Annotated in this window: 20 protein-coding genes, 1 tRNA gene and 1 riboswitch; of the genes, 11 read left to right on the top strand and 10 right to left on the bottom strand. The window is 62.8% G+C overall.

The features are described 5' to 3' along the window. Positions 1–24: 24 nt before the first annotated feature. The 3 genes from NKJ32_RS04735 to NKJ32_RS04745 all read left to right on the top strand — a co-directional run bounded on the left by NKJ32_RS04735 (position 25) and on the right by NKJ32_RS04745 (position 3,255). Positions 25–1,287, top strand: a complete 1,263-nt coding sequence (locus NKJ32_RS04735) for a sensor histidine kinase (RefSeq protein ID WP_352826911.1) — start codon at positions 25–27, stop codon at positions 1,285–1,287. A 118-nt stretch (positions 1,288–1,405) separates the two neighbouring features. After that, a complete protein-coding gene (gene phoU, locus NKJ32_RS04740; RefSeq protein ID WP_352589138.1) occupies positions 1,406–2,131 on the top strand; it encodes a phosphate signaling complex protein PhoU in 726 nt (241 codons plus the stop codon). Positions 2,132–2,247: 116 nt separating this feature from the next. After that, a complete protein-coding gene (locus NKJ32_RS04745) occupies positions 2,248–3,255 on the top strand; it encodes a magnesium and cobalt transport protein CorA (protein WP_352621868.1) in 1,008 nt (335 codons plus the stop codon). Positions 3,256–3,352: 97 nt separating this feature from the next. Here NKJ32_RS04745 and NKJ32_RS04750 read toward each other — a convergent pair whose 3' ends face one another. After that, a complete protein-coding gene (locus tag NKJ32_RS04750; protein ID WP_023677348.1) occupies positions 3,353–3,877 on the bottom strand; it encodes a GcrA family cell cycle regulator in 525 nt (174 codons plus the stop codon). A 355-nt stretch (positions 3,878–4,232) separates the two neighbouring features. Here NKJ32_RS04750 and NKJ32_RS04755 point away from each other — a divergent pair, with 355 nt between their 5' ends. The 3 genes from NKJ32_RS04755 (at position 4,233) to NKJ32_RS04765 (ending at position 7,531) form a co-directional block, all read left to right on the top strand. Further along, on the top strand, positions 4,233–5,432 hold the full coding sequence (locus NKJ32_RS04755) for an aspartate aminotransferase family protein (protein WP_352826912.1): 1,200 nt from the start codon (positions 4,233–4,235) through the stop codon (positions 5,430–5,432). A 14-nt stretch (positions 5,433–5,446) separates the two neighbouring features. Continuing rightward, entirely contained in the window at positions 5,447–6,358 is a 912-nt protein-coding gene (argF, locus tag NKJ32_RS04760) for an ornithine carbamoyltransferase (RefSeq protein ID WP_031211966.1), read from the top strand. 162 nt (positions 6,359–6,520) lie between these two features. Next, positions 6,521–7,531 (top strand): Hsp33 family molecular chaperone, encoded by a 1,011-nt coding sequence (locus NKJ32_RS04765; protein ID WP_023677351.1) that lies wholly within the window; start codon positions 6,521–6,523, stop codon positions 7,529–7,531. Positions 7,532–7,537: 6 nt separating this feature from the next. On the opposite strand, the gene apaG is transcribed toward NKJ32_RS04765, so the two are convergent. Beyond that, positions 7,538–7,930 (bottom strand): Co2+/Mg2+ efflux facilitator ApaG/CorD, encoded by a 393-nt coding sequence (gene apaG / locus NKJ32_RS04770; RefSeq protein WP_023677352.1) that lies wholly within the window; start codon positions 7,928–7,930, stop codon positions 7,538–7,540. 226 nt (positions 7,931–8,156) lie between these two features. On the opposite strand from apaG, the gene NKJ32_RS04775 reads away from it, so the two are divergent. Further along, positions 8,157–9,311, top strand: a complete 1,155-nt coding sequence (locus NKJ32_RS04775; RefSeq protein ID WP_352621865.1) for a glycosyltransferase — start codon at positions 8,157–8,159, stop codon at positions 9,309–9,311. 36 nt (positions 9,312–9,347) lie between these two features. On the opposite strand, the gene NKJ32_RS04780 is transcribed toward NKJ32_RS04775, so the two are convergent. Beyond that, entirely contained in the window at positions 9,348–10,538 is a 1,191-nt protein-coding gene (locus tag NKJ32_RS04780; RefSeq protein ID WP_352826914.1) for an O-succinylhomoserine sulfhydrylase, read from the bottom strand. Between the two features lie 70 nt (positions 10,539–10,608). Then, a riboswitch (SAM riboswitch) is annotated at positions 10,609–10,686 on the bottom strand. A gap of 135 nt (positions 10,687–10,821) precedes the next feature. Between NKJ32_RS04780 and NKJ32_RS04785 the strand changes: the two genes are divergently transcribed. Beyond that, on the top strand, positions 10,822–11,916 hold the full coding sequence (locus tag NKJ32_RS04785; RefSeq protein ID WP_352826916.1) for a 2'-deoxycytidine 5'-triphosphate deaminase: 1,095 nt from the start codon (positions 10,822–10,824) through the stop codon (positions 11,914–11,916). On the opposite strand, the gene NKJ32_RS04790 is transcribed toward NKJ32_RS04785, so the two are convergent. The 5 genes from NKJ32_RS04790 to chvE all read right to left on the bottom strand — a co-directional run bounded on the left by NKJ32_RS04790 (position 11,854) and on the right by chvE (position 17,579). Beyond that, the gene (locus tag NKJ32_RS04790) at positions 11,854–12,384 is read right to left on the bottom strand and encodes a hypothetical protein (RefSeq protein WP_352756039.1); all 531 of its coding nucleotides are present in this window, start codon (positions 12,382–12,384) and stop codon (positions 11,854–11,856) included. The two genes, NKJ32_RS04785 and NKJ32_RS04790, sit on opposite strands and share 63 nt — an antisense overlap. A 27-nt stretch (positions 12,385–12,411) precedes the next feature. Next, a complete protein-coding gene (araD1, locus tag NKJ32_RS04795; RefSeq protein ID WP_292659523.1) occupies positions 12,412–13,404 on the bottom strand; it encodes an AraD1 family protein in 993 nt (330 codons plus the stop codon). A 189-nt stretch (positions 13,405–13,593) separates the two neighbouring features. Next, positions 13,594–14,886 (bottom strand): multiple monosaccharide ABC transporter permease, encoded by a 1,293-nt coding sequence (gene mmsB, locus NKJ32_RS04800; RefSeq protein ID WP_292659525.1) that lies wholly within the window; start codon positions 14,884–14,886, stop codon positions 13,594–13,596. Next, the gene (mmsA, locus tag NKJ32_RS04805) at positions 14,883–16,415 is read right to left on the bottom strand and encodes a multiple monosaccharide ABC transporter ATP-binding protein (RefSeq protein ID WP_352756040.1); all 1,533 of its coding nucleotides are present in this window, start codon (positions 16,413–16,415) and stop codon (positions 14,883–14,885) included. The genes mmsB and mmsA overlap by 4 nt, the downstream gene beginning before the upstream one ends. A 99-nt stretch (positions 16,416–16,514) precedes the next feature. Next, a complete protein-coding gene (gene chvE, locus NKJ32_RS04810) occupies positions 16,515–17,579 on the bottom strand; it encodes a multiple monosaccharide ABC transporter substrate-binding protein (protein ID WP_023677360.1) in 1,065 nt (354 codons plus the stop codon). Between the two features lie 317 nt (positions 17,580–17,896). On the opposite strand from chvE, the gene NKJ32_RS04815 reads away from it, so the two are divergent. Then, entirely contained in the window at positions 17,897–18,886 is a 990-nt protein-coding gene (locus NKJ32_RS04815; RefSeq protein ID WP_352448650.1) for a LysR family transcriptional regulator, read from the top strand. A 312-nt stretch (positions 18,887–19,198) separates the two neighbouring features. Here NKJ32_RS04815 and NKJ32_RS04820 read toward each other — a convergent pair. Further along, positions 19,199–19,272 (bottom strand) — tRNA-Gly (locus NKJ32_RS04820). A 131-nt stretch (positions 19,273–19,403) separates the two neighbouring features. Between NKJ32_RS04820 and NKJ32_RS04825 the strand changes: the two genes are divergently transcribed. Beyond that, positions 19,404–19,667, top strand: a complete 264-nt coding sequence (locus NKJ32_RS04825) for a DUF6460 domain-containing protein (RefSeq protein WP_023677362.1) — start codon at positions 19,404–19,406, stop codon at positions 19,665–19,667. Between the two features lie 4 nt (positions 19,668–19,671). Here NKJ32_RS04825 and NKJ32_RS04830 read toward each other — a convergent pair whose 3' ends face one another. Further along, positions 19,672–20,574 carry a histone deacetylase family protein gene (locus NKJ32_RS04830; protein ID WP_352826919.1) on the bottom strand — a complete coding sequence of 301 codons (903 nt, stop codon included), beginning with the start codon at positions 20,572–20,574 and terminating at the stop codon, positions 19,672–19,674. 50 nt (positions 20,575–20,624) lie between these two features. Between NKJ32_RS04830 and NKJ32_RS04835 the strand changes: the two genes are divergently transcribed. Next, positions 20,625–22,049, top strand: coding sequence for an MATE family efflux transporter (locus tag NKJ32_RS04835; RefSeq protein ID WP_352826948.1), 1,425 nt, complete (start codon positions 20,625–20,627; stop codon positions 22,047–22,049). The last annotated feature ends 2 nt before the right edge of the window (positions 22,050–22,051 follow it).

Below are 22,051 nucleotides of genomic sequence, written 5' to 3' on the forward strand. Positions count from 1 at the left end.
GAAGTGGCCGCAGACGGAGCGCAAATGGCCGACATCGGCGCAGAGCGGAGAGGCAGGGCGCAAGCCGTCGCCATGCGGCTGTGGAACAGCCGCTGGCTGCTTGCGGCCGGCCTCGTTGCGGTTCTGATGGTCTATGGTTTTGCCGGCATGTCTGGCTATGTGGTGCTGCTGGCTGGCGCCGTGCTGGTTGCCGCTGCGATGCTGCCGGCCGGCATCGCCCGCCAATCGACCGAAAATGCCGCGGCCATCGAATCGAGCGTGCAACAACTTTCCGGCGAATATCTCGCGGCGGCGGTTGCCGATCCGCTGATCATTTTCGATCGCTCCGCCGCCATCGTCCACGCCAACGCCGCTGCCTTTGCCGCCTTCGGCGGGATTGCCCCCGGCATGTCGCTGTCGCTGAAATTCCGCGCGCCGGAAATGCAGGCCTTGCTGGATAGTATCTTGGCGGGCAACGTCGCTTCGGACAGCGTCGACTACATAGAAAAGCTGCCGGTCGAACGAGCCTATCGGGTGAGCGCGTCTTCAGTCGGCCATGCCACGGATCTCTACGTGCTGGTGTTCAAGGACCAGAGTGAGGCGCGCCGGATCGACAGAATGCGTGCCGACTTCATTGCCAATGCCAGCCACGAGCTGCGCACGCCTCTCGCCTCGATCGCCGGCTTCATCGAGACGCTGCGCGGGCCGGCCCGCAACGACCCCGCGGCGCGCGAGCAGTTCCTGCAGATCATGCAGAACCAGACCAGCCGCATGGCGCGCCTCATCGACGACCTTCTGTCGCTGTCGCGCCTGGAGATGAAGCCCTATCTCAAGCCGGGAACCGAGGTCGACCTGCGCCAGGCCATCGACAACGTCATCGATTCGCTTGGGCCGCTCGCAAAGGAAAACGGCGTCGTCATCGAGCGTGATTTCGCGGAAGGGCCGCTCGACGTGCCCGGCGATCGGGACGAGCTTTTCCAGGTCTTCGAAAACCTGCTGGAAAACGCCTGCAAATATGGTCAGTCGGGCGGACGCGTCGTGGTGTCGATCATACGCAGCGACAGCGATCCCGAACCGGGCATCGACGTCACCATCAGGGATTTCGGCCCCGGCATCCCCGAAGAGCACATCCCGCGCATCACCGAGCGCTTCTACCGGGTCGACGTCGAGAACAGCCGAACCCAGAAGGGCACCGGCCTTGGCCTGTCCATCGTCAAGCATATCCTGACCCGCCACAACGCCAGACTCTCCATCAGGTCGGAGGTCGGCAAGGGTGCGGCGTTCACGGTCCATTTGCCGGCTCGCTAACGTAGTACTATCTCTAGCACATAATGGGCCGTTTCTTTTTTCTGTCATCCGGCTAGCGTATCAGCGGGGATTCGAGGGAACGACTCAACCACGAGATCCCGGGAAAGGCATTTCGTCCATGCAGTCCGTGCATATCGTCAGCGCCTATGACGAGGAGCTGAAATATCTGTCGAAGCGCATCGCGGCGATGGGCGGGCATGCCGAGCGCATGGTCGAGCAGGCGGTCGCGGCGCTGGTCAATGCGGATCCGGGGCTTGCCCAGAAAGTCATTCGGGACGACCTGGTTCTGGATGAGGGACAGCGCGAGATCGACGACAAGGCGATCATCATCATCGCTAAACGCCAGCCGATGGCGACGGATCTGCGCGAGATCGTCGGCGCGATCCGCATCTCGGCTGACCTCGAACGGATAGGCGACCTCGGCAAGAACGTCGCCAAGCGGGTGGTTGCCGTCGCAGACGGGCGCCAGCCGAACAGCCTGTTCCGCGGCCTCGAGGCTTTGGCCAATCTGGCACTGACCCAGCTCAAGGAAGTACTCGACGTCTATGCGTCGCGGTCGGTGGAGAAAATCGGTTTCGTGCGCGACCGCGACGACCAGATCGACGCCATGTACACCTCTCTGTTTCGCGAATTGCTGACCTACATGATGGAAGACCCACGCAACATCACGCCCTGCACACATCTCCTGTTTTGCGCCAAGAACATCGAGCGCATCGGCGACCACGCTACCAACATCGCCGAGACGATCTACTATATCGTCACCGGCGATCAGATGCCGGCCGATCGTCCGAAGGGCGACAAGACGGACAAGATTATTCTTCCCGCAACCCAACCAGCGAAGTGAGTTCTCTCAGCACTGATGCGAATTTCGGATTCGCCACCTGACAGAAAATTGCGCTAAGCTTTCGACGCGCCGACTTCTCAGTTCCGCGATGAAGGCCCCGCCTTCAGGAGGCTGCGATGGAATACGTCCGCGAGTTTGCTCCTGCGCCGCCGATGTCGGGTATAATCGCTTGCGGCGTCTATACGGCTGGGCGGCGCATCGCCGACATTCCGATCGAGGAAGCCGGCGAATGGGCCGGGAAGCCGGGTCACGTGGTCTGGATCGGACTGCTGGAGCCCGACCGCAATTTGCTGCTGCGCGTCCAGGCGCAATTCCATCTGCATGAGCTGGCGATCGAGGACGCCGAGCATCCGCACCAGCGACCGAAGATCGAGCAATATGGTGATGCCCTGTTCATAGTTGCCCGCACGGCGCAGCTGATCGAGAGCCGCGTCACCTTCGGCGAGACGCATCTGTTCGTCGGCGCGGGCTACATTGTCAGCGTCAGGCATGGCCCGTCGACCTCCTACGCCGCCGTTCGGCAGCATTGGGAAAGCTGCCCGCATTCCCTTGCCAAGGGCGAGGATTTCGTCCTCTACGCCATTCTCGATTTCATCGTCGACAACTATATGCCGGTGCTTGAGCAGATCGAAAACGAGGTCGAGGCGATCGAGGACAAGGTTCTGCTGAAACCGATGACCGGCTCCGATATCGAACGGCTTTATATGCTGCGCCGCGATCTCTTGCGCCTGCGTAATGCGGCCCTGCCGCTGGTGGAGGTCTGCCGGCGGCTCACCAGCGCCGATCTGCCGCAAATCCACACAGCCATGCACCCGCTGTTTCGCGACGTCACCGACCACATCCGCACCGTCCAGGAAAAGATCGACAGCCTGCGTGAGGTTCTCGCCTTCGCCTTCGAGGCGAGCCTTCTGGTCGGTCAAAGCCAGGAGACGGCGATCTCCAAGAAGCTTGCCTCATGGGCCGCAATCTTGGCCGTGCCGACGGCATTCGCCGGCATTTACGGCATGAATTTCAGCGACATGCCGGAACTGAGGATGGAATATGGCTACCCGGCCGTCCTGGCGGCAATTGCCCTGATCTGCACGTTTCTTTACTGGCGGTTTCGCAAGAATGGGTGGCTATGAAGTGGGTGAATGGTGAATAGGGCTAGACAAGAGCCTTGCTTTCTTACTCCAAGCTCAGCCCGCCACCATTCACCATTCACCATTCACCATTCACCATTCACCTGCTCCGCCGCCGCTCCGATGCCGGCTGGAACGCCACGCGGGCGTGGTACTTGCAGTAGGGGCCGGTTTCGGCTGCGTCGTTGCCGCAGAAATGGAAGTCTTCCGAAAGCGGATCGCCGTTCGGCCATTTGCAAGTGCGCTCGTTGAGTTCGACAAGTTGCAGATGCCGCGAGATCGGCACGACGACGTTCTCGACCGGGCGGATATAGTGGCGCGCCACCGGTTCGGCATCGAACTGCGCCTTGAGCGCGGTCGCACCGATCGACATCGAGGTGGTGGCATGGCGCGTGGCGCTTGCTGCCCGGGACACCGATTTCTGGATCGTCGATCCCTGCACCGTCTTCTTCTGGCGTGCCGGTGAGGCGGTCGTGCGTCCGCGACCGGACAGTTTCAGCCGGTGCACTTTGCCGATGACCGCATTGCGGCTGACCCCGCCAAGCTGTGCGGCGATCTGGCTGGCGCTGAGGCCCTCCGACCACAATTTTCTGAGAAGTTCGACTCGCTCGTCAGTCCAGTTCATGAGACCGCGCTCCTGCTGAAACGTGCGGCAATCGGAATCCATTCCCGACCCGGCTTCTGCCGGGCAGACACCACATATATCGGGTGATTAGGTCCGCCGCACGAAATCTAGTTATTTCTCTACTACAATTACCTTATGCGCTGACTCGGTGACAAGAGTCCCAAGGCCAACACGAATCGGTTTTTTCGGTTTTCCCCAACTTGCCCGGTCGCTTATGAGCCGGCGTTATGCTGGGGGGCTTGCCGCGCGACCTTGCGCGACCTTTTCGTTGACTTCACGGCCGAAAAACACGATAAGCCACAAGGGCCGCCGCTTTGGCGGCTTTTTGATTTTTCCGGTTCCGGAGACGCATATAATGAGCGGTTCGGCGCTTTTCGAGACCTTTGTTCGCGCACCCCTGGCTTTCGACCACGGTGAAGGCACCTGGCTGGTCACCGACAAGGGCGAGCGATATCTCGATTTCGCCGGCGGCATCGCCGTGAATTCGTTGGGCTACAGCCATCCGCATCTGGTCGCGGCCCTCACCGAGCAGGCCGCCAAGCTCTGGCACGTCTCCAATCTGTACGAGATTCCTGGACAGAGCCGGCTCGGCGAGCGGCTGGCCGACGCAAGCTTCGCCGACAAGGTGTTCTTCACCAATTCCGGCGCAGAGGCGCTCGAATGCGCCATCAAGACGGCGCGGCGCTACCACTTCGTCAAGGGCCATCCCGAGCGCTACCGCACAATCACCTTCGAAGGCGCCTTCCACGGCCGCACCCTGGCGACCATCGCCGCCGGCGGCCAGTACAAGTATCTGGAAGGTTTCGGCCCCAAGGTCGACGGCTTCGACCAGGTCGGCTTCGACGATGTGGATGCCGCCGAGAAGGCGATCACGCCTGAAACCGCGGCGATCCTGATCGAGCCGGTGCAAGGGGAGGGCGGCATCAGGCAAGTGCCGACGCAATCGCTGAAGCGGCTCAGGCAGCTCTGCGATCAGCACGGACTGCTCCTGATTTTCGACGAGGTCCAATGCGGCGTCGGCCGCACCGGAAAGCTGTTCGCGCATGAGTGGACGGGTGTCACACCCGACCTCATGGCGGTGGCCAAAGGCATCGGCGGCGGCTTTCCGATGGGTGCCTGCCTCGCCACCGACGAGGCAGCGGTCGGCATGACCGCCGGCGTGCACGGCACCACCTTCGGCGGCAATCCGCTGGCAATGGCGGTCGGCAACGCCGTGCTCGACGTGGTGCTGGAAGACGGCTTTCTCGAAGACGTCCGGCGCAAGGCACTGCTGTTGAAGCAGGGGCTCGCTGGCGTCGCCGACGAATTTCCGGATGTTATCGAAAGCATCAGGGGCACCGGCCTGATGCTCGGGCTTAAATGCGCGATGCCCAACACCAAGGTCACGGTGGCACTGCGTGACCAGCATCTCTTGACGGTTCCGGCCGGCGACAACGTTATCCGCCTGCTACCGCCTCTCACCGTCACCGACGCCGAGATCCACGAAGCGCTCGAGCGCATTCGTGCCGGCGCCAAGAGCCTGGCAGATGCCATCGTCGCTGCCGCTGCGAAGTAATCCTGGAATTTCTGATGTCCCTTCGCCATTTCACCGATCTTTCCGCCGTTTCCGAAGGCGATCTGCGCTTCATGCTCGACGACGCAGCGGTGCGAAAGGCAAGGCTCAAGGCCGGCGAACGCAGCAAGCCGCTCGAAGGCAAGGTGCTGGCGATGATCTTCGACAAGCCGTCGACGCGCACGCGCGTGTCGTTCGACGTCGGTATGCGGCAGTTGGGTGGCGAGACGATCATGCTGACCGGCACCGAGATGCAGCTTGGCCGCTCGGAGACCATTGCCGACACGGCCAAGGTGCTGTCGCGCTATGTCGATGCCATCATGATCCGCACCACCTCGCATGACCGGCTGCTGGAACTGACGGAAAACGCTACGGTCCCCGTCATCAACGGGCTGACCGACGAGACCCATCCCTGCCAGCTGATGGCCGACATCATGACCTTCGAAGAGCACCGCGGTCCGGTGGCCGGTAAAACGATCGCCTGGACCGGCGACGGCAACAACGTGCTGCATTCGCTGCTGGAGGCATCCGCGCGGTTCCATTTCAAGCTGAACGTCGCCGTGCCCGAGGGCAGCGAACCGGCCCAGAAGCATGTCGACTGGTCGAAAGCCAATGGCGGCAAGCTGAAATTCAGCCGTTCGCCCGAGGAGGCCGTTCACGAGGCCGACTGCATCGTCACCGACTGCTGGGTGTCGATGGGCCAGGAGCACCGTGCCCGCGGCCACAATGTCTTCCTGCCCTATCAGGTCAATGCGGCACTGATGGCGAAAGCCAAGCCGGACGCGCTGTTCATGCACTGTCTACCGGCGCATCGCGGTGAGGAGGTTACCGACGAGGTCATCGACGGACCGCATTCGGTGGTGTTCGATGAGGCCGAGAACCGGCTCCATGCCCAGAAGGCGGTCTTGGCCTGGTGCCTGGGCGCTTGATACGAGCCGCGGTGATCCGGGCCGGCCTGATCTGCGCCGCCTTGATCTGGGCCGCCTTGATCCGGGAGTTGGTGGTGCCTATCTCAGGCGCATCACGCAAATCGAGCGCGTCTCGTCGCATGCGCCCCGGAGGGCGGCATCGCCGCGCCCCGGAGCTTTGTCATGTTGGAAACTCATCAATTGGCTGAACATAAACCCAAGCTCGGCGAATTCGGCTACGCCGGCGACGACCATGTCGTGCCGTTCGAGGTCGGCCCGCTCGACGTGCGCGGTCGCACCGTCCAGCTCGGGCCGATGCTCGATGCTATTCTCAGCCGCCACGACTATCCCGAGCCGGTCGCGCGGCTCCTGGCTGAAGCCTGTGTGTTGACGGTATTGCTCGGAACTTCGCTGAAGTTCGAGGGCAAGTTCATTCTGCAGACCCGCACCGACGGGCCGGTCGACATGCTGGTCGCGGATTTCTCCACGCCGCACGCGCTGCGCGCTTATGCCCGCTTCGATGCCGACCGGCTGCAGGCTTTGACTTCTGCCGGCGAGACGTCACCGCAGACGCTGCTCGGCAGCGGCGTCCTGGCGCTGACCATCGACCAGGGCGCTCACACACAACGCTACCAGGGCATCGTCCAGCTCGACGGCGTCACACTGGAAGATGCCGCACGCACTTATTTCCGCCAGTCGGAGCAGATTCCGACCGACCTCCGGCTTTCGGTTGCCAAGCTTCTGACGCCCGGCGTCGGCGGTGCCCGCGAGCAATGGCGGGCCGGTGGCCTGCTGGCACAATTCCTGCCGCAGTCGGCGGAGCGCATGCGCGTACCCGACCTTCCCGGTGGCGACGGCGATCCGCGTGAGGAAATCCACGACCCGACCGACAATTCCTGGCAGGAGCTGCTGGCGCTGGTTGGTACTATTGAACCGACCGAGCTGATCGATCCGACGATCGGCGCCGAACGGCTGCTTTACCGGCTTTTCCACGAGCATGGCGTCCGCGTGTTCGGCGGGGTGCCGGTCGCCGACCAGTGCTCATGCTCGAGGGAGAAGATCCACGGCATCCTCGAAGGCTTTTCCGCCGAGGAGATCAGGGACAGCACCGAGGATGGCAGCATTCACGTCGCCTGCGAATTCTGCTCGAAGCAATATGACTTCGACCCGGCGGAGTTTGCAGCGGCCGGATGACGGCCGTCAATTGACGGTGCGCCGCATTCCCGGCAAGTCGAGCGAGAAGGCGGGGATGGCGACGTCGAACGTCTCGCCCCGCTTGTTGCGCATGGTGTAGTGCCCGACCATGATGCCGGACGGCGTCGAGAGCGGGCATCCAGACGTATACTGATAGCTGTCGCCGGGGTTGAGTCCGGGTTGCTCGCCGACGACCCCGGGGCCGCGCACTTCCTCGACCTTGCCGGTGCCGTCGGTAATGTGCCAGTAGCGCGACAGAAGCTGCACGAACTCATCCGACTGATTGTCGATGGTCACCTGATATCCCCAGACATAGCGGTTTTGCGGCGGGTCGGAGTGATCCTCCAGATAGAACGGCCTGACCTGCACTTCGATGTTGCGGGTGACGGCGCTGTACATAAACTGCTCCAAAGCAATGTAGATGGAACTTCGACGCTCAGCGCAGTTTGATCAACGATGCGCGTCATCTCCTTGCCCGACTCGAGCGCAGGTGCCGAAAAACAATGTCATTTAAGTGACACATGACAATGATGGTGTGCAGGCTTGTGCCGGGCGACTCAGCGTTCTGTCGAATTGTTGAAAACGGCCGTCATGCGGCCGGCACTTCTGGAGTGACCAGATCTCGATGGAACCGACATTCGCAGCCGCCCTCCTTTCCATAGCCCTCCTTCTTTCAAATCTCGCCAGCATCCTGTTAGCTTCGCTGAAGCTGAAGCGACCAGGCAGGATCGCACCGCCCGCGGCCAACGCGCCGCCGGTATCGATCGTCATCCCGGCGCGCGGCGTCGAGCCGTTTGCCGAAGAGACGCTGGAGCGCGCCTTCTCACTCGACTGGCCGCGCTACGAACTCATCTTCTGCGTTGCCCATGCCGACGACCCGGTGGTCAAGCCGATCACCGCCGCAATGGCGCGCTTTCCAGCTATTCGCGCCCGTCTTCTAGTCGGTGACGACCGCATCAGCGGCAATCCAAAACTCAACAATTGCGTGAAGGGTTGGGAAGCGGCGCATTATAGCTGGGTCATCCTTGCCGATTCCAACGTGCTTATGCCGAGCGACTACGTCCAGCACCTGATGGCGGCGTGGCGGCACGACACCGGCCTCGTCTGCTCGACGCCGATCGGCTCGCGGCCGGACGGCTTCTGGGGGGAGGTCGAATGCGCCTTTCTCAACACGCTGCAGGCACGCTGGCAGTACGCCGGAGAGGCGCTCGGCCTCGGCTTCGCGCAGGGCAAGAGCATGTTGTGGAATAAGCCGATGCTCGACGCCAATGGCGGCATCTGCGCGCTTGCTGCCGAGATCGCCGAAGACGCCGCCGCGACCAAGCTGGTCAACGGGTTCGGACTGCGGGTCAATCTTGTCGCCTCGCCCTTCGAACAGCCGCTCGGCCGGCGCACGTTTGGCGAGATCTGGTCGCGGCAGGCGCGCTGGGCGCGGCTGCGCCGCGTCACCTTCGCGCTGTTCTTCGCCCCCGAGATCCTGATCGGCGCAGCGCCGCCGCTGGTGCTTGCGCTGATCGCGGCGGCTGACGCCGGCGTCAGCCTGCCGGCAACCGCCATCGCCGTGCTGGTCGCGGCCTACCTGCCGGAATGCGCCTTGGCCTCGGCCAAGGGATGGCACCTGTCGCTGCGCACCATCCTGGCGATGATGGCGCGAGACCTGATGCTTCCCGCCATTTGGGCGCGCGGATGGCTGAGCGGCGCCGTCGACTGGCGCGGCAATGTGATGACTATCCAGACCAAGGCCGTCGCGGAGCTGGAAGAGACCCCGTCCGGCGCCTGATCGGCGCGTCCCCGCTCGCCTCTGTTCGGCCAGCCCTTATCCGGCAACTCTCAGTGCCTGCTCGATGTCTTCGAGCAGGTCGTCGGCGTCCTCAAGGCCAACTGACAGCCTGAGCGTTCCCGGTCCGATGCCGAGCTCGGCGCGGGCCTCATCGGTCAAGTTCTTGTGCGTCGTCGTCGCCGGATGGGTGATCAGGCTCTTGGCGTCGCCGAGATTGTTGGAAATCAGCACGACGTCGAGTGCGTTCTGGAAGGCAAAGGCCGCCTGCTTGCCGCCCTTCACATCGAGGCAAATCAGCGTCGAGCCGCCCGACATCTGCTTCTGGATCACGGCCGCTTGCGGGTGGTCGGCGCGGCCGGGATAGATGACGCGGGCGATTTGCGGGCGCTCGGCCAGGAAATCCGCGATGCGGCCGGCACTTTCCGTCTGCTGGCGTACGCGTAGCGGCAGCGTCTCCAGGCCTTTCAGCAGCGTCCAGGCATTGAAGGGCGAGAGGCTTGGGCCGGTGTGGCGGAAATAGTCATGCAGGTTCTCGTCGATCCATTTCTTGTCCGACAGAACGATGCCGCCAAGACAGCGCCCCTGGCCGTCAATATGCTTCGTGGCCGAATAGACGACGATGTGGGCGCCGAGCTGCAGGGGTTTCTGCTGCAAGGGCGTAGCGAAGACATTGTCGACGATCAGCCTGGCGCCGATCGAATTGGCAAGTGCCGCGACGGCGGCAATGTCGACTACCTCCAGCGTTGGATTGGTAGGGCTTTCCAGGAAAAACAGTTTGGTGTTGGGCTTGACCGCCTTTTCCCAATTGGCGATGTCGGTGCCGTCGACCAGCGTTGCCTCAATGCCGTATTTCGGCGCCAGCGTCTCGACCACCCAGCGGCAGGAGCCGAACAGCGCGCGCGCCGCCACGATATGGTCGCCCGCCTTGGCGCTGCACAGCAGTGCTGCCGTCACCGCCGCCATGCCGGATGCCGTGGCGCGCGCGTCCTCGGCTCCTTCCAGCGCGCACATGCGTTTCTCAAACATGTCGACCGTCGGATTGGCATAGCGCGAATAGATGAAGCCCGGCTCCTCGCCCTTGAAGCGGGCCTCCGCCGCTTGCGCCGTCTCGTAGACATAGCCTTGGGTGAGATACATCGCCTCGGAGGTCTCGCCGAAGCCGGAACGCAGCGTCCCGGCATGCACGAGTGCGGTCTGAGGCTTCCAGTCGCGCTTCTTGGTCATCATTCCATCCAAACACCAAAATTGGTCCAAACAACAAAAAACCGGTCGCGAAAGTCGCAACCGGTCCATATGGCCTTGCGGCCCGACGGTCCTTTAGCGACTTGTTTAACGTGGCTGCAAGCCGACCGGCCAAATCACCACGGGATAACGAGCTTTAGACCCGCGCCACGCTTGCGTCAATTGCCGGCATGATTAAGAGGGTTGTACCAAGCAGGTGCCAAAGGCGTCCACGGTCGGACCTGCGACAGAACAAGACCTCGCCCGGCGTTCGAACGGAGCCAGACCCTTGCGGCAGACAGGCATTCTTCCCGATCAGGATATTTCCACGCTGTTCCAGACGGGCGCGCTGAAATCGCCGCGCACGCTCGATGCCGATCAGATCCAGCCGGCCAGCCTTGACCTCAGGCTCGGCGACAAGGCCTGGCGGGTGCGTGCTTCCTTCTTGCCCGGCCCGGACCACAGGGTTGTCGACAAGCTCGACCGGCTGAAGCTGCACGAGATCAACCTCGCCGAAGGTGCCGTGCTGGAAACCGGCTGCGTCTACATCGTGCCGCTGCTCGAAAGCCTGGCGCTGCCCGCGCACATTTCCGCCTCCGCCAACCCGAAAAGCTCGACCGGACGGCTCGATATCTTCACCCGGGTAATGACCGACCGTGGCCACGAGTTCGACAAGATCGCCGCCGGCTATGAAGGCCCGCTCTATCTGGAGGTCAGCCCGCGCACTTTCCCGATCGTCGTGCGGACCGGCTCGCGGCTGTCGCAGATCAGGTTCCGCACCGGCAATGCGCTCTTGTCGGAAAGCGAGCTGCACGAGTTGCACCGCGCCGAGATGCTGGTCGCCACCGAACCGCCCAACATCTCAGGCGGCGGCATCGCGCTGTCGATCGATCTCGACGGCGACAAGGACGGGCTGGTCGGCTATCGCGGCAAGCACCACACCGGCCTGGTCGACGTCGACAAGCGCGCCGCGCAGGATGTGGTCGATTTCTGGGAGCCGCTCTACAAGAGCGGTGCCGGCGAGCTGGTGCTCGATCCGGACGAATTCTATATTCTGGTGTCGCGCGAGGCGGTGCATGTGCCGCCACTCTACGCCGCCGAAATGACGCCTTTCGACCCGCTGGTCGGCGAGTTCCGCGTCCATTATGCCGGTTTCTTCGACCCGGGTTTCGGCCATTCGGCGTCGGGCGGCACCGGCAGCCGGGCGGTGCTCGAGGTGCGTAGCCACGAAGTGCCGTTCATCCTCGACCACGGCCAGATCGTCGGACGGCTGGTCTACGAGCACATGCTGAAACGGCCGCAGGCGCTCTACGGCACAGATCTAGGCTCGAACTATCAGGCGCAGGGCCTGAAACTGTCCAAGCATTTCCGCACCGCGCGCTGAGCTTGGTCGCAAGACGTCAGCTGCGAAACAGATATTCTTTCGCGGCGCCAAGGCAGCCATGAAACTGACCGACAAAGAGCAGTTCTCGCACTGCCAATCGCTTCTTCCCCCAAATCCTCTGGTTTGCTTCTCGTCGTCAAGTGAGGCGCTTGAGCTGGACTGCAAGGGGAACAACTGCTTGCCGAGACATCCCAGCACATGGGCTCTGGCGGAGTCGATACCGCAGGCTCTGCCATTGTCGTTCAGTCTGTCAGCGCGGAGTGCGGACGTCATGCGATCCGCGTTGCGCATCAGAAAGCTCACTTGCGATTTCGAATAGCCGGTGGCCAGAAGCCGGTTAGTCATCGACATCCGGGCTTCGCGATAGGATTTTGCGCTGCATTGTCCGGCGCTGTAAGCCGCCGGGGAGAAATAGGCGAGGAACAGGACTAAACTTACGGACACAGTGCCAATCCGCAGGCCGTTCATTTTTCGCTCCTGAATTCTGTCACCAGTTTACAACGCCTTCACCGCCACCTTCACCGGCTGCTCGATTTCAAGCGGGTTGCGCAGCGGCAGGCCGAAATCCTGCGCCTCGATTTCGAATACGTCGCCGGCCTCGGTCCTGATGCCGTCGGCGAAGGACAGCGTCGCCGTGCCGAACATGTGTACATGCACGTCACCCGGCTGGCGGAAGGCCGAGTATTTGAAGTGATGATGCTCGAGATTGCCAATGGTGTGCGACATGTTCGCCTCGCCCGACAGGAACGGCTTTTCCCAAAGTAGCTTGCCGTCGCGCAGGATGCGTGAAGCGCCGCGGATATCGGACGGCAGGTCGCCGATCAGGATCTCCGGGCCGAACGAAGCGTTGCGCAGCTTGGAATGGGCGAGGAAGAGATAGTTCACACGCTCGGTGACGTGGTCGGAAAACTCGTTCGACAGGGTGAAGCCGACACGGAACGGGGCGCCGTCGTCGCCGATCACATAGATCCCGGCGATTTCCGGCTCCTCGCCGGCATCCTGGGCGAAGGCCGGCGACATAAGCGCCGCACCGGGCGCCACCGCCATGGTGCCGTTGCCCTTGTAGAACCATTCCGGCTGCACGCCGGTCTGGCCCTTCGCCGGCTTGCCGCCCTCAAGCCCCATGCGGAACATCTTCATGGAATCGGTCAGCTGTTCCTCGCCGTCCGTGCTGAGCTTCTTGTGCATGGAATCGCGGGTCGCGGCGGAGCCGAGATGCGTCAGCCCGGTGCCGGTGAGATGGAGATGCGCCGGATCGGGATGGTTGATCGGCGACAGCAGCCGGCCCTTCTTGTAGGCTGCGTCGAGATCGACGGTTTCGCCGAAGCCCTTGCGCTCGATCAGGGCGACAAGCCCGCTGCCGGTACGCGCGGCTTCCATCGCCAGCGAATAGACGCTGCGGGCGCCGTTGATGACGCGGGTCTTGCCGCCGTTGCGCGCAACGACGCGGATCGTCTCGGCGTCGTCGAGGATTTGTGAGATCAGCATGGTAACCCTCTCTGAATTGTGGGCTGGCCTGCCCTTTCTCGGCAAACCCTGCCCTGCGCGGCCCGGACCCTGTCCGCGCCTCGGTTGAAATTCTCGTCCGGATTGCGCTCGCGGATCAGGTCCCTCGGGGGACTTCTTTGCGCCGCCCGGCAGCGCCGCGATGTGACCCGTATGCCTCCTGGTTGCCTCTCAAGCCTTGTTCTTGTTGTAGACGTCGAAGACGACGGCGCCGAGCAGCACCAGGCCTTTGACCACCTGCTGCCAATCGACATTGACGCCCATGATCGACATGCCGTTGTTCATGACGCCCATGATGAAGCCGCCGACCACCGCGCCGATCACCTGGCCGACGCCGCCCATCGCCGAAGCGCCACCAATGAACACCGCGGCGATGACGTCGAGCTCGCTGCCGAGGCCGGCCGCCGGCACAGCCTGCCCCAGGCGCGCTGCGATAATCAGGCCGCCGAGTGCCGACAGCACGCCCATATTGATGAACACCATCAACGTCAGCCGTTCGGTCTTGATGCCCGATAGCTGGGCTGCCTTGGCATTGCCGCCCATCGCATAGATGCGACGGCCGATCGTCATGCGTTTGGTAACGAAGACGAACAACGCGATCAGCACGCCCATCACCATGAGAACGATGGGGAGGCCCCTATAGGTGGCGAATTGGTAGACGAGAAACAGCGCCAGCGCGCTGATCACCAGGGTCTTGACGACGAACAGCGAGAAGGGCTCGGCTTCGTAGCCATGCTTTTCGCGGGTGCGCCGTGCCCTGAGCCCGAAATAGGCATAGGCGAGCACGGCGACGAGGCCGATCACGATCGTCGTCAGGTGCAGCGTCAGGCCGCTGCCGACAATGGTTTTGCCGGCGGCGTTCACGGTTGGCGGTATCAGCGTCAATGGGCCGATCAGGTCCGGAATGAAGCCGGAACTGAGCGCCTTGAAGCCGACGGGAAGCGGCCCTACGGAAGACCCGCCACCCAGCAGCGCCTGGCAGATGCCGCGGAAGATCAGCATGCCCGCCAGCGTGACGATAAAGCTCGGTATTCGGTGATAGGCAATCCAGTAGCCTTGTGCCGCGCCGATCGCACCACCGACGATCAGGCAGATGATCGACACCACCAGCGGATTGCTCAATGGGCCAAGCGGCCAGATGACCATCATCATCGCCGCCAGTGCGCCGATGAAGCCGGCGACGGAGCCGACGCTGAGATCGATGTGACCCGAAACGATCACCAGAAGCATGCCCAGCGCCATCACGATGATGAAGCTGTTCTGCTGCACGAGATTGCTGAGGTTCACCGGCTTGAACAGCGTTCCGGACGTGGTGAACTGGAAGAACACCATGATTGCGATCAACGCCAGCACCAACCCGTATTCGCGCAGGTTGGTGACCAGCGCCGAGACGGCAATGCGAGGTCCCTGTTGTAGATCCTGGGCAACGCCGGTCTGCGGCCCGGGAGCGCTTTCGGTGCTCATGATGCTTTTCCTTCTCCGCGGACGATGGCGCGCATTATCTTTTCCTGGCTGGCGTCGCTTGCCGCCATTTCGCCGACGATGCGTCCTTCGTTCATTACGTAGATGCGGTCGGTGATGCCGAGCAGTTCGGGCATTTCCGACGAGATGACGATGATTGCCTTACCCTCGGAGGCGAGACGCGCGATGATCGTATAGATTTCATACTTGGCGCCGACGTCGATACCGCGTGTCGGCTCGTCGAGGATCAGCACTTCCGGATTGGCGAACAGCCATTTCGACAGCACCACCTTCTGCTGATTGCCGCCAGAAAGGTTGCCGGTCATCTGGTAGACGCTCGAGGCGCGGATATTGGTCCTGCCGCGATAATCGTTGGCGACCGAAAGCTCGCGCAAATCGTCGATCACGCCGTGGCGCGACACGCCGGGCAGGTTGGCCAGCGTGATGTTGTGCTTGATGTGGTCGATCAAGTTGAGACCGTAGGTCTTGCGGTCCTCGGTAACGTAGGCGATGCCGTGTTCCACCGCCTTGCTCACCGAAGAGACGTCGATCGGCTTGCCGTTGAGGAACACCTCGCCGGTGATGCGACGGCCATAGGACCGGCCGAACAGGCTCATGGCAAACTCGGTCCGGCCGGCGCCCATGAGCCCGGCAATGCCGACCACTTCGCCCTTGCGGGCGTTGAGGTTGATACCCTTGATGACCTGCCGCTCGGCATGGATGGGGTGGTAGACCGACCAGTTTTTCACTTCGAGAACGGTCTCGCCGATCCTCGGCTCGCGCGGCGGATAGCGGTCGTCGAGCGAACGGCCGACCATCGAGGTAATGATGCGGTCCTCCGAGATGTCCTTCTTGGCCAGCGTCTCGATGGTCCGCCCGTCACGGATGATGGTGACCTTGTCGGCGACCCGGTTCACCTCGTTGAGCTTGTGCGAGATCAGGATCGAAGTGATGCCTTGCCGCTTGAATTCGAGCAGCAGATCGAGCAGCGCCTGGCTGTCCTTTTCGGACAGGCTCGCGGTCGGCTCGTCGAGAATGAGCAACTTCACTTCCTTGCTGAGCGCCTTGGCGATCTCGACCAGCTGCTGCTTGCCGACGCCGATATTGGTGATCAGCGTGTTGGGGTCCTCCTTGAGGCCGACCTTCTTGAGCAGGGCGCTGGTGCGCGCCTCATTGGCATTCCAGTCGATGACGCCGTATCTGGCGTGCTCGTTGCCGAGAAAGATGTTTTCGGCGATCGATAGCATCGGCACCAGCGCAAGCTCCTGGTGGATGATGACGATGCCCTTGCGCTCGCTGTCATGGATGCCTTTGAAATGGCACTCATCGCCGCGATAGATGATCTGGCCGTCATAGGTGCCGGACGGATACACACCCGACAGCACCTTCATCAGCGTCGACTTGCCGGCGCCGTTCTCGCCGACCACGGCATGGATCTCGCCTTCCTCGACCATGAGCTTGACGTTCGACAGCGCCTTGACGCCGGGAAACGTCTTGGTGATGTCGCGCATCTCCAAAATCGTCGATGCCATTGAGAATACCACTCCTGCGAGGTCCGCAAACAATACCGGGCTGGCTCGCCAACGAAAAGGGGCCCTGCCTGCGCAGGACCCCAGGCTTTGTAACCGCGATTACTTCAGCTCTTCGGCCTTGATGTAGCCGGAGTCGACCACCAGGGCCTGATAGTTCGACTTGTCGACGTCGTGCGGTGTCAACAGGATCGAGGGAACGACCTTGACGTCGTTGTTGTAGGTCGTGGTGTCGAGGCCTTCCGGCTTGCCGCCCGAGAGCACCTTGTCGACGAGTTCGACCGTCGCCTTGGCGAGTTCGCGGGTGTCCTTGAACACGGTCGAATACTGTTCGCCGGCGATGATCGCCTTGACCGAAGCGGTCTCGGCGTCCTGTCCGGTGACGATCGGCCATGGCTGATCGGCGGTGCCGTAGCCTACGGCGCGCAGCGAAGCGATGATGCCGCGCGACAGGCCGTCATAGGGCGAGAGCACGCCATCGACGCGGCTGCCGTCCGAGTAGTTGGCGGAGAGCAGATTGTCCATGCGGGCCTGGGCGGTTGCCGCCAGCCAACGCAGCGTGCCGACCTTGTCCATGCCCATCTGGCCGGACTTCACGACGAGGGTCTTGTCGTCGATCAGCGGCTGAAGAACCGACATGGCGCCGTTATAGAAGAAGAACGCATTGTTGTCGTCCGGCGAACCGCCGAACAGCTCGATGTTGAACGGGCCCTTCTTCTCGGGATAACCGAGACCCTTGAGCAGCGATTTGGCCTGGATGACGCCGACGCCGAAATTGTCGAAGGTGGTGTAGTAGTCGACATTTGGCGTCTTCTTGATCAGGCGGTCGTAAGCGACGACGACAACGCCGGCGTCATTCGCCTTCTGCAACGCATCGCCCATCGTGGTGCCGTCGATCGAAGCGATGATCAGCGCCTTCGGGCCCTTGGTGATTTCGTTTTCCAGCTGGCTGAGCTGGTTCGGAATGTCGTCCTGCGCGTACTGCAGGTCGACAGTGTAGCCCAGAGCCTCGAGCTGGGACTTGACGGCGTCGCCGTCGTTGATCCAGCGCTGCGAGGTCTTGGTGGGCATCAGCACGCCGATCAGGCCTTCGCCCGCCTGCGCCGGCAGCGTCATGGCCGCGATGCCTAGGGCCGCAACGGCGGCCAGTGTCTTGACAATCTTCACATTAACTCTCCCTGGTTGATGGACGCGTACCCTTGGGTTTCGTGGGCCGCGCAATCGTGCAGGAGCGCCAAACGCGCCGCTGCCGTCAATCGATCTCCGGTATCCTCCCAATCGGCCCCGAGACTCTGGTTTCAATCGATACGAGTTTTCCCTCGTCACCGACCGTCAAGCCTCAGGACGCGCGAAGGGTGTGTCGCTTTGCCATAACTGTCAAATGCGATCTTTGATGGTTGCTATATCGAGACTGATATGGCTTAGGCTAGTGACGACGCTGCCGGATTTTGCCGGGGCGCCGGGCGTAAGAGTAGGGAAGAATCATGGCGGCGCTGCGAAATCCTGATGGAATATCAGCCAGTTACGATGAAATTCCGGGTGATGGCGGAACCTTGCTGCGCAGCGGCTTGAGCCTGCGTCACATGCGCATGATCGCAGCCCTCGACGAGCACGGCCGGGTGAGCGCCGCGGCCCAGGTAATGAACATCTCGCAGCCGGCGGCCTCGCGCATGATCGCCGAGATGGAGGCCGTGCTCGACGTCAAGCTCTGCGAAAGGCTGCCGCGCGGCATCACGCTGACACCCTATGGCAAGGCGTTGGCACGGCGCGCGCGATCGATCCTGCTCGAGATGCGCGAGGTCGACCGCGAGATTTTCGAGCTCAAGGCGGGCAAAGGCGGCTCGGTGTTCCTGGGCGCGGTGACAGCACCGGCGATCGAGCTGGCGGTGCCGGCGATCCGCGAAATCCGGCGCCTTTATCCGCGCATCGAAATCACCATGCAGGTCGAGACCTCGAACGTCCTGGCGCGCGAGCTGATCGCCTCGCGCCACGATTTCATCATCGCCCGCATCCCCGACGACCTCAATCCGCGGCTGTTCGAAGCGCGCGTCATCGGCGTCGAGAAAGCCTGCCTGATCGTGCGCCGCGGCCACCCGCTGACCAAGGGCAAGGCGGTGCGGCTGGAAGACACCGCCGCCTATGACTGGGTTTTCCAGTCGGGCGGCTCGCCGCTGCGCCAGGCGATGGAGAGTAACTTCCTGAACCGAAACATCGCGCTGCCGGACCGCATCCTCAACACCAGCTCGCTGCTATTGACTCTGGTCATGGTCGCGCAATCCGACGCCATCGCGCCGGTGTCGATCCAGGTCGCGAAGTTCATCCAGAACCCCGAAGGCCTGGCCGGCGCTATCGATGTCGTCCAGACTGAATTCGACATCGAGGTCAGGCCCTACAGCCTGATCACGGTGAAGAACCGCGCGCTGTCACCGGCAGCCAAGATGCTGCACGATTTTATTTTGCGAGAGGTGGGCTGAGGGTTGGAGCGGGTAGCGGGCGCATCCCGTGGCCGGCCAGACGACCGGACAGGCCCGCCAGCAGCGGCGCCGATGCACGTCGGCCACTACTGCCTGATGCTCAAAAAAGCCCGCCAGCAGAAGCCAGCGGGCAAAGGGTAGACTTTCCGGTTGGGGTCATTCGAGGCCCCGCCGACCCTCAATGTGAGATATTCCACAAACTGGCACATCGGCCAAACAGATGAAAGACGGCCAGCCGGGCTGTAAAACTGCCTATAAATCCGCTGGTTTTCAGCTTGGCCAGAACAAGTGCAATGCACCGGGGGCAAAAGCTGGAGCGGGTAGCGGGAATCGAACCCGCGCGTTCAGCTTGGGAAGCTGACAAGCTACCATTACATCATACCCGCGCTGGTTCCTCCGATATCATGGCCCGGCGCCGATGCGCAATCCGGTTTGAGGGCTCGGCTTGATGCAGGGCTATCAACTGCGTATTTCTAGGCATGTGCCCGAATCGCGGCACCCGACTGTGGAGACAGGCTTGTCCGCACTGAACCGCTTTCTCGGCGATACGCCGCTCCGGGTGATCCTGAAGCTGCTTGTGGTGTCGTTCCTCGTCGGGCTGGTCATGAATGCCTTCGGCTGGTCGCCGATGGATGTGCTTTATGGCATTCGCAAATTCTTCATCGACCTGTGGAATTTGGGCTTCCACGCCATCGACCGCTTTCTCGGCTACATCCTGCTCGGTGCCGCGATCGTCGTGCCGGCCTTCATCCTGCTCAGGATCGCTAACTACCGGAAGTGAATTTTCAGGCGTAGCCCGCCGCCACCTCGAACAGGATGGCGTGCCGTGCAGCAAGTGCTGCGACATCCGTCGAATAGCCTCCGCCGATAACGCCGCATACCGGTATGCCAAGCGTGCGGAAATGGCGGATCACCATATCGTCGCGGGCGCGCAGCCCGTCATCCGTGAGCGACAACCTGCCGAGCCGGTCCTCGACATGGACATCGACGCCGGCATTGTAGAAGACGAGGTCCCAGCGCCTTCGCGCCGACAGCTCCGGCAGGATGGCGTCCAGCAGCTCCAGATAGGCTGCATCGCCGGCGCCGTCGGGCAGGGCGACATCGAGATCGGAGGCGATCTTGCGCGCGGGGTAGTTGCGGTCGCCATGCATGGAGAAGGTAAACACGCGCGGCTCGTCGTTCAGGATATCCGCCGTGCCGTCGCCCTGATGCACGTCGAGGTCGACGACCAGGATGTTTTGGACAGCAGCTTCGGCGAGCAGCACCAGCGCGGCAACGGCTACGTCGTTGAAGGTGCAGAAGCCGGCGCCTTGCGCGCGCCGTGCATGATGGCTGCCGCCGGCGGTGTTGCAGGCGATGCCGTTCAGCAACGCCAGCCGCGCTGCCAGCACCGTGCCGGCCGTTGCGAGCTGCGCCCTCAGCGAAACCCGCGGTCCCACGGGAAAGCCGATCTCGCGCTCGATCGCCACCGGCACTTCGCAGTCAAGCACCTGGTCGACATAGTCGACCGCGTGGGCAAGCTTCAGCCATGATGGCCGCGCCGCCTCCGGCATGTTGAGCGCTTCGGGCTGCGCCAGGCCGCGTGCCCGCAAGGCATCCATCAGCAGCGGATATTTGCTCATCGGGAAGCGGTGGTTGACGGCGAAGCCGGCGTCGTAGTCGGGATGATGAACGATCTGCAAGGGCATGGGACGGGCGGTGCGCCAGAGGCGGGTTTCGGTTGACCATAGCGGGGTGGATGGTTGCGCGAGGTCCGCAAACTGGGGCACATCGGCTAGCCGATCAAGCCGCAACAGGAAGCAACACGCGTTTGGAGCAGGCTTTACCCACCGAAGTCCACGCCACCGAAGCCAGGGCCTTCGTCGTCACCAACCGCTTGGTGCTCGCCATCGCCGTGCCGATGACGCTTGCCTATCTGACGACGCCGTTGCTCGGAATTGTCGACACGGCGGTGGTTGGGCAGTTCGGCGACGCCGCCCTTCTCGGCGGCCTGGCGGCCGGCGCCCTGATCTTCGACGTCGTTTTCACGACCTTCAACTTCCTGCGCTCCGGCACCACCGGCCTCGTCGCCCAGGCCTTCGGGCGCGGCGATGCGCTGGAGGAGCAGGCGGTGTTCTGGCGCGCCGTGCTGATCGCGGTCGTCGCCGGCGTCGTGCTTGCCGCGCTTGCGCCGCTGGTCTCCACCGCCGGGCAATGGTTCATAGGCGCCGAACCACGCGTCAGCGCGGCGATGGACGTCTATATCCGCATCAGGATGCTCGCAGCACCGTTCTCGCTGATCAATTACGCCATCCTCGGTTACGTGCTTGGGCGCGGCGAGGGCGGGCTCGGGCTGATGCTGCAGTTGATACTGAACGGCATCAACATCGCCCTCTGCTTCCTGCTTGGCCTGGAGCTCGGCTGGGGCGTTGCCGGCGTTGCCTGGGCAACGGTCACCGGCGAATTCGTCGCCATGCTGCTTGGTCTCGCCATTGTCGGCCGGCGCTTTTGGGCGGCGCCCAAGCTGCCGCGCCGCCGCGTCCTCGATCTGCCGGCATTCCTGCGCATGATGTCGCTCAATCGCGATATCATGATCCGCTCCTTTTCGCTGCTCGCCGCCTTCGCGCTGTTCACGCGCCAAGGCGCGCAATTCGGCACTCTGACGCTGGCCGCCAACGCCGTGCTGATGAACCTCTTCCTGGTTGCCGGCTATTTCCTCGATGGTTTCGCCACCGCCGCCGAGCAGCTCGCCGGGCGCGCCATAGGCGCCCGTGCCGCCACGGCGTTTGACCAGGCGGTGCGGCTGACGCTGCTTTGGGGGCTCGGGCTGGCGGGCGCGGCGACGCTCTTCTTCCTGCTGGAGGGCACCGATCTCGTCGCCCTGATCACGACCGCGACGGACGTCCGCGCCATTGCCGACATCTACTTGCCCTGGGCGGCGTTCACCGCGCTCAGCGGCGCGCTGGCTTTCCAGATGGACGGGGTTTTCATCGGCGCGACGTGGTCGCGCGACATGCGCAACATGATGCTGTTGTCGTTCCTGGCGTTCAGTGCCGCGCTGCTGATCCTGGCGCCGGCCTTCGGCAATCACGGCTTGTGGGCGGCGTTGCATGTCTTCCTGCTTGTACGCGGCTTCAGCCTGCTCGCCATATTGCGGCTGCGGGTGCGCGCGGTCTTTGGCTGATC

The sequence above is a fragment of the Mesorhizobium sp. M0159 genome, from assembly GCF_040322295.1.
Classification (GTDB): domain Bacteria; phylum Pseudomonadota; class Alphaproteobacteria; order Rhizobiales; family Rhizobiaceae; genus Mesorhizobium.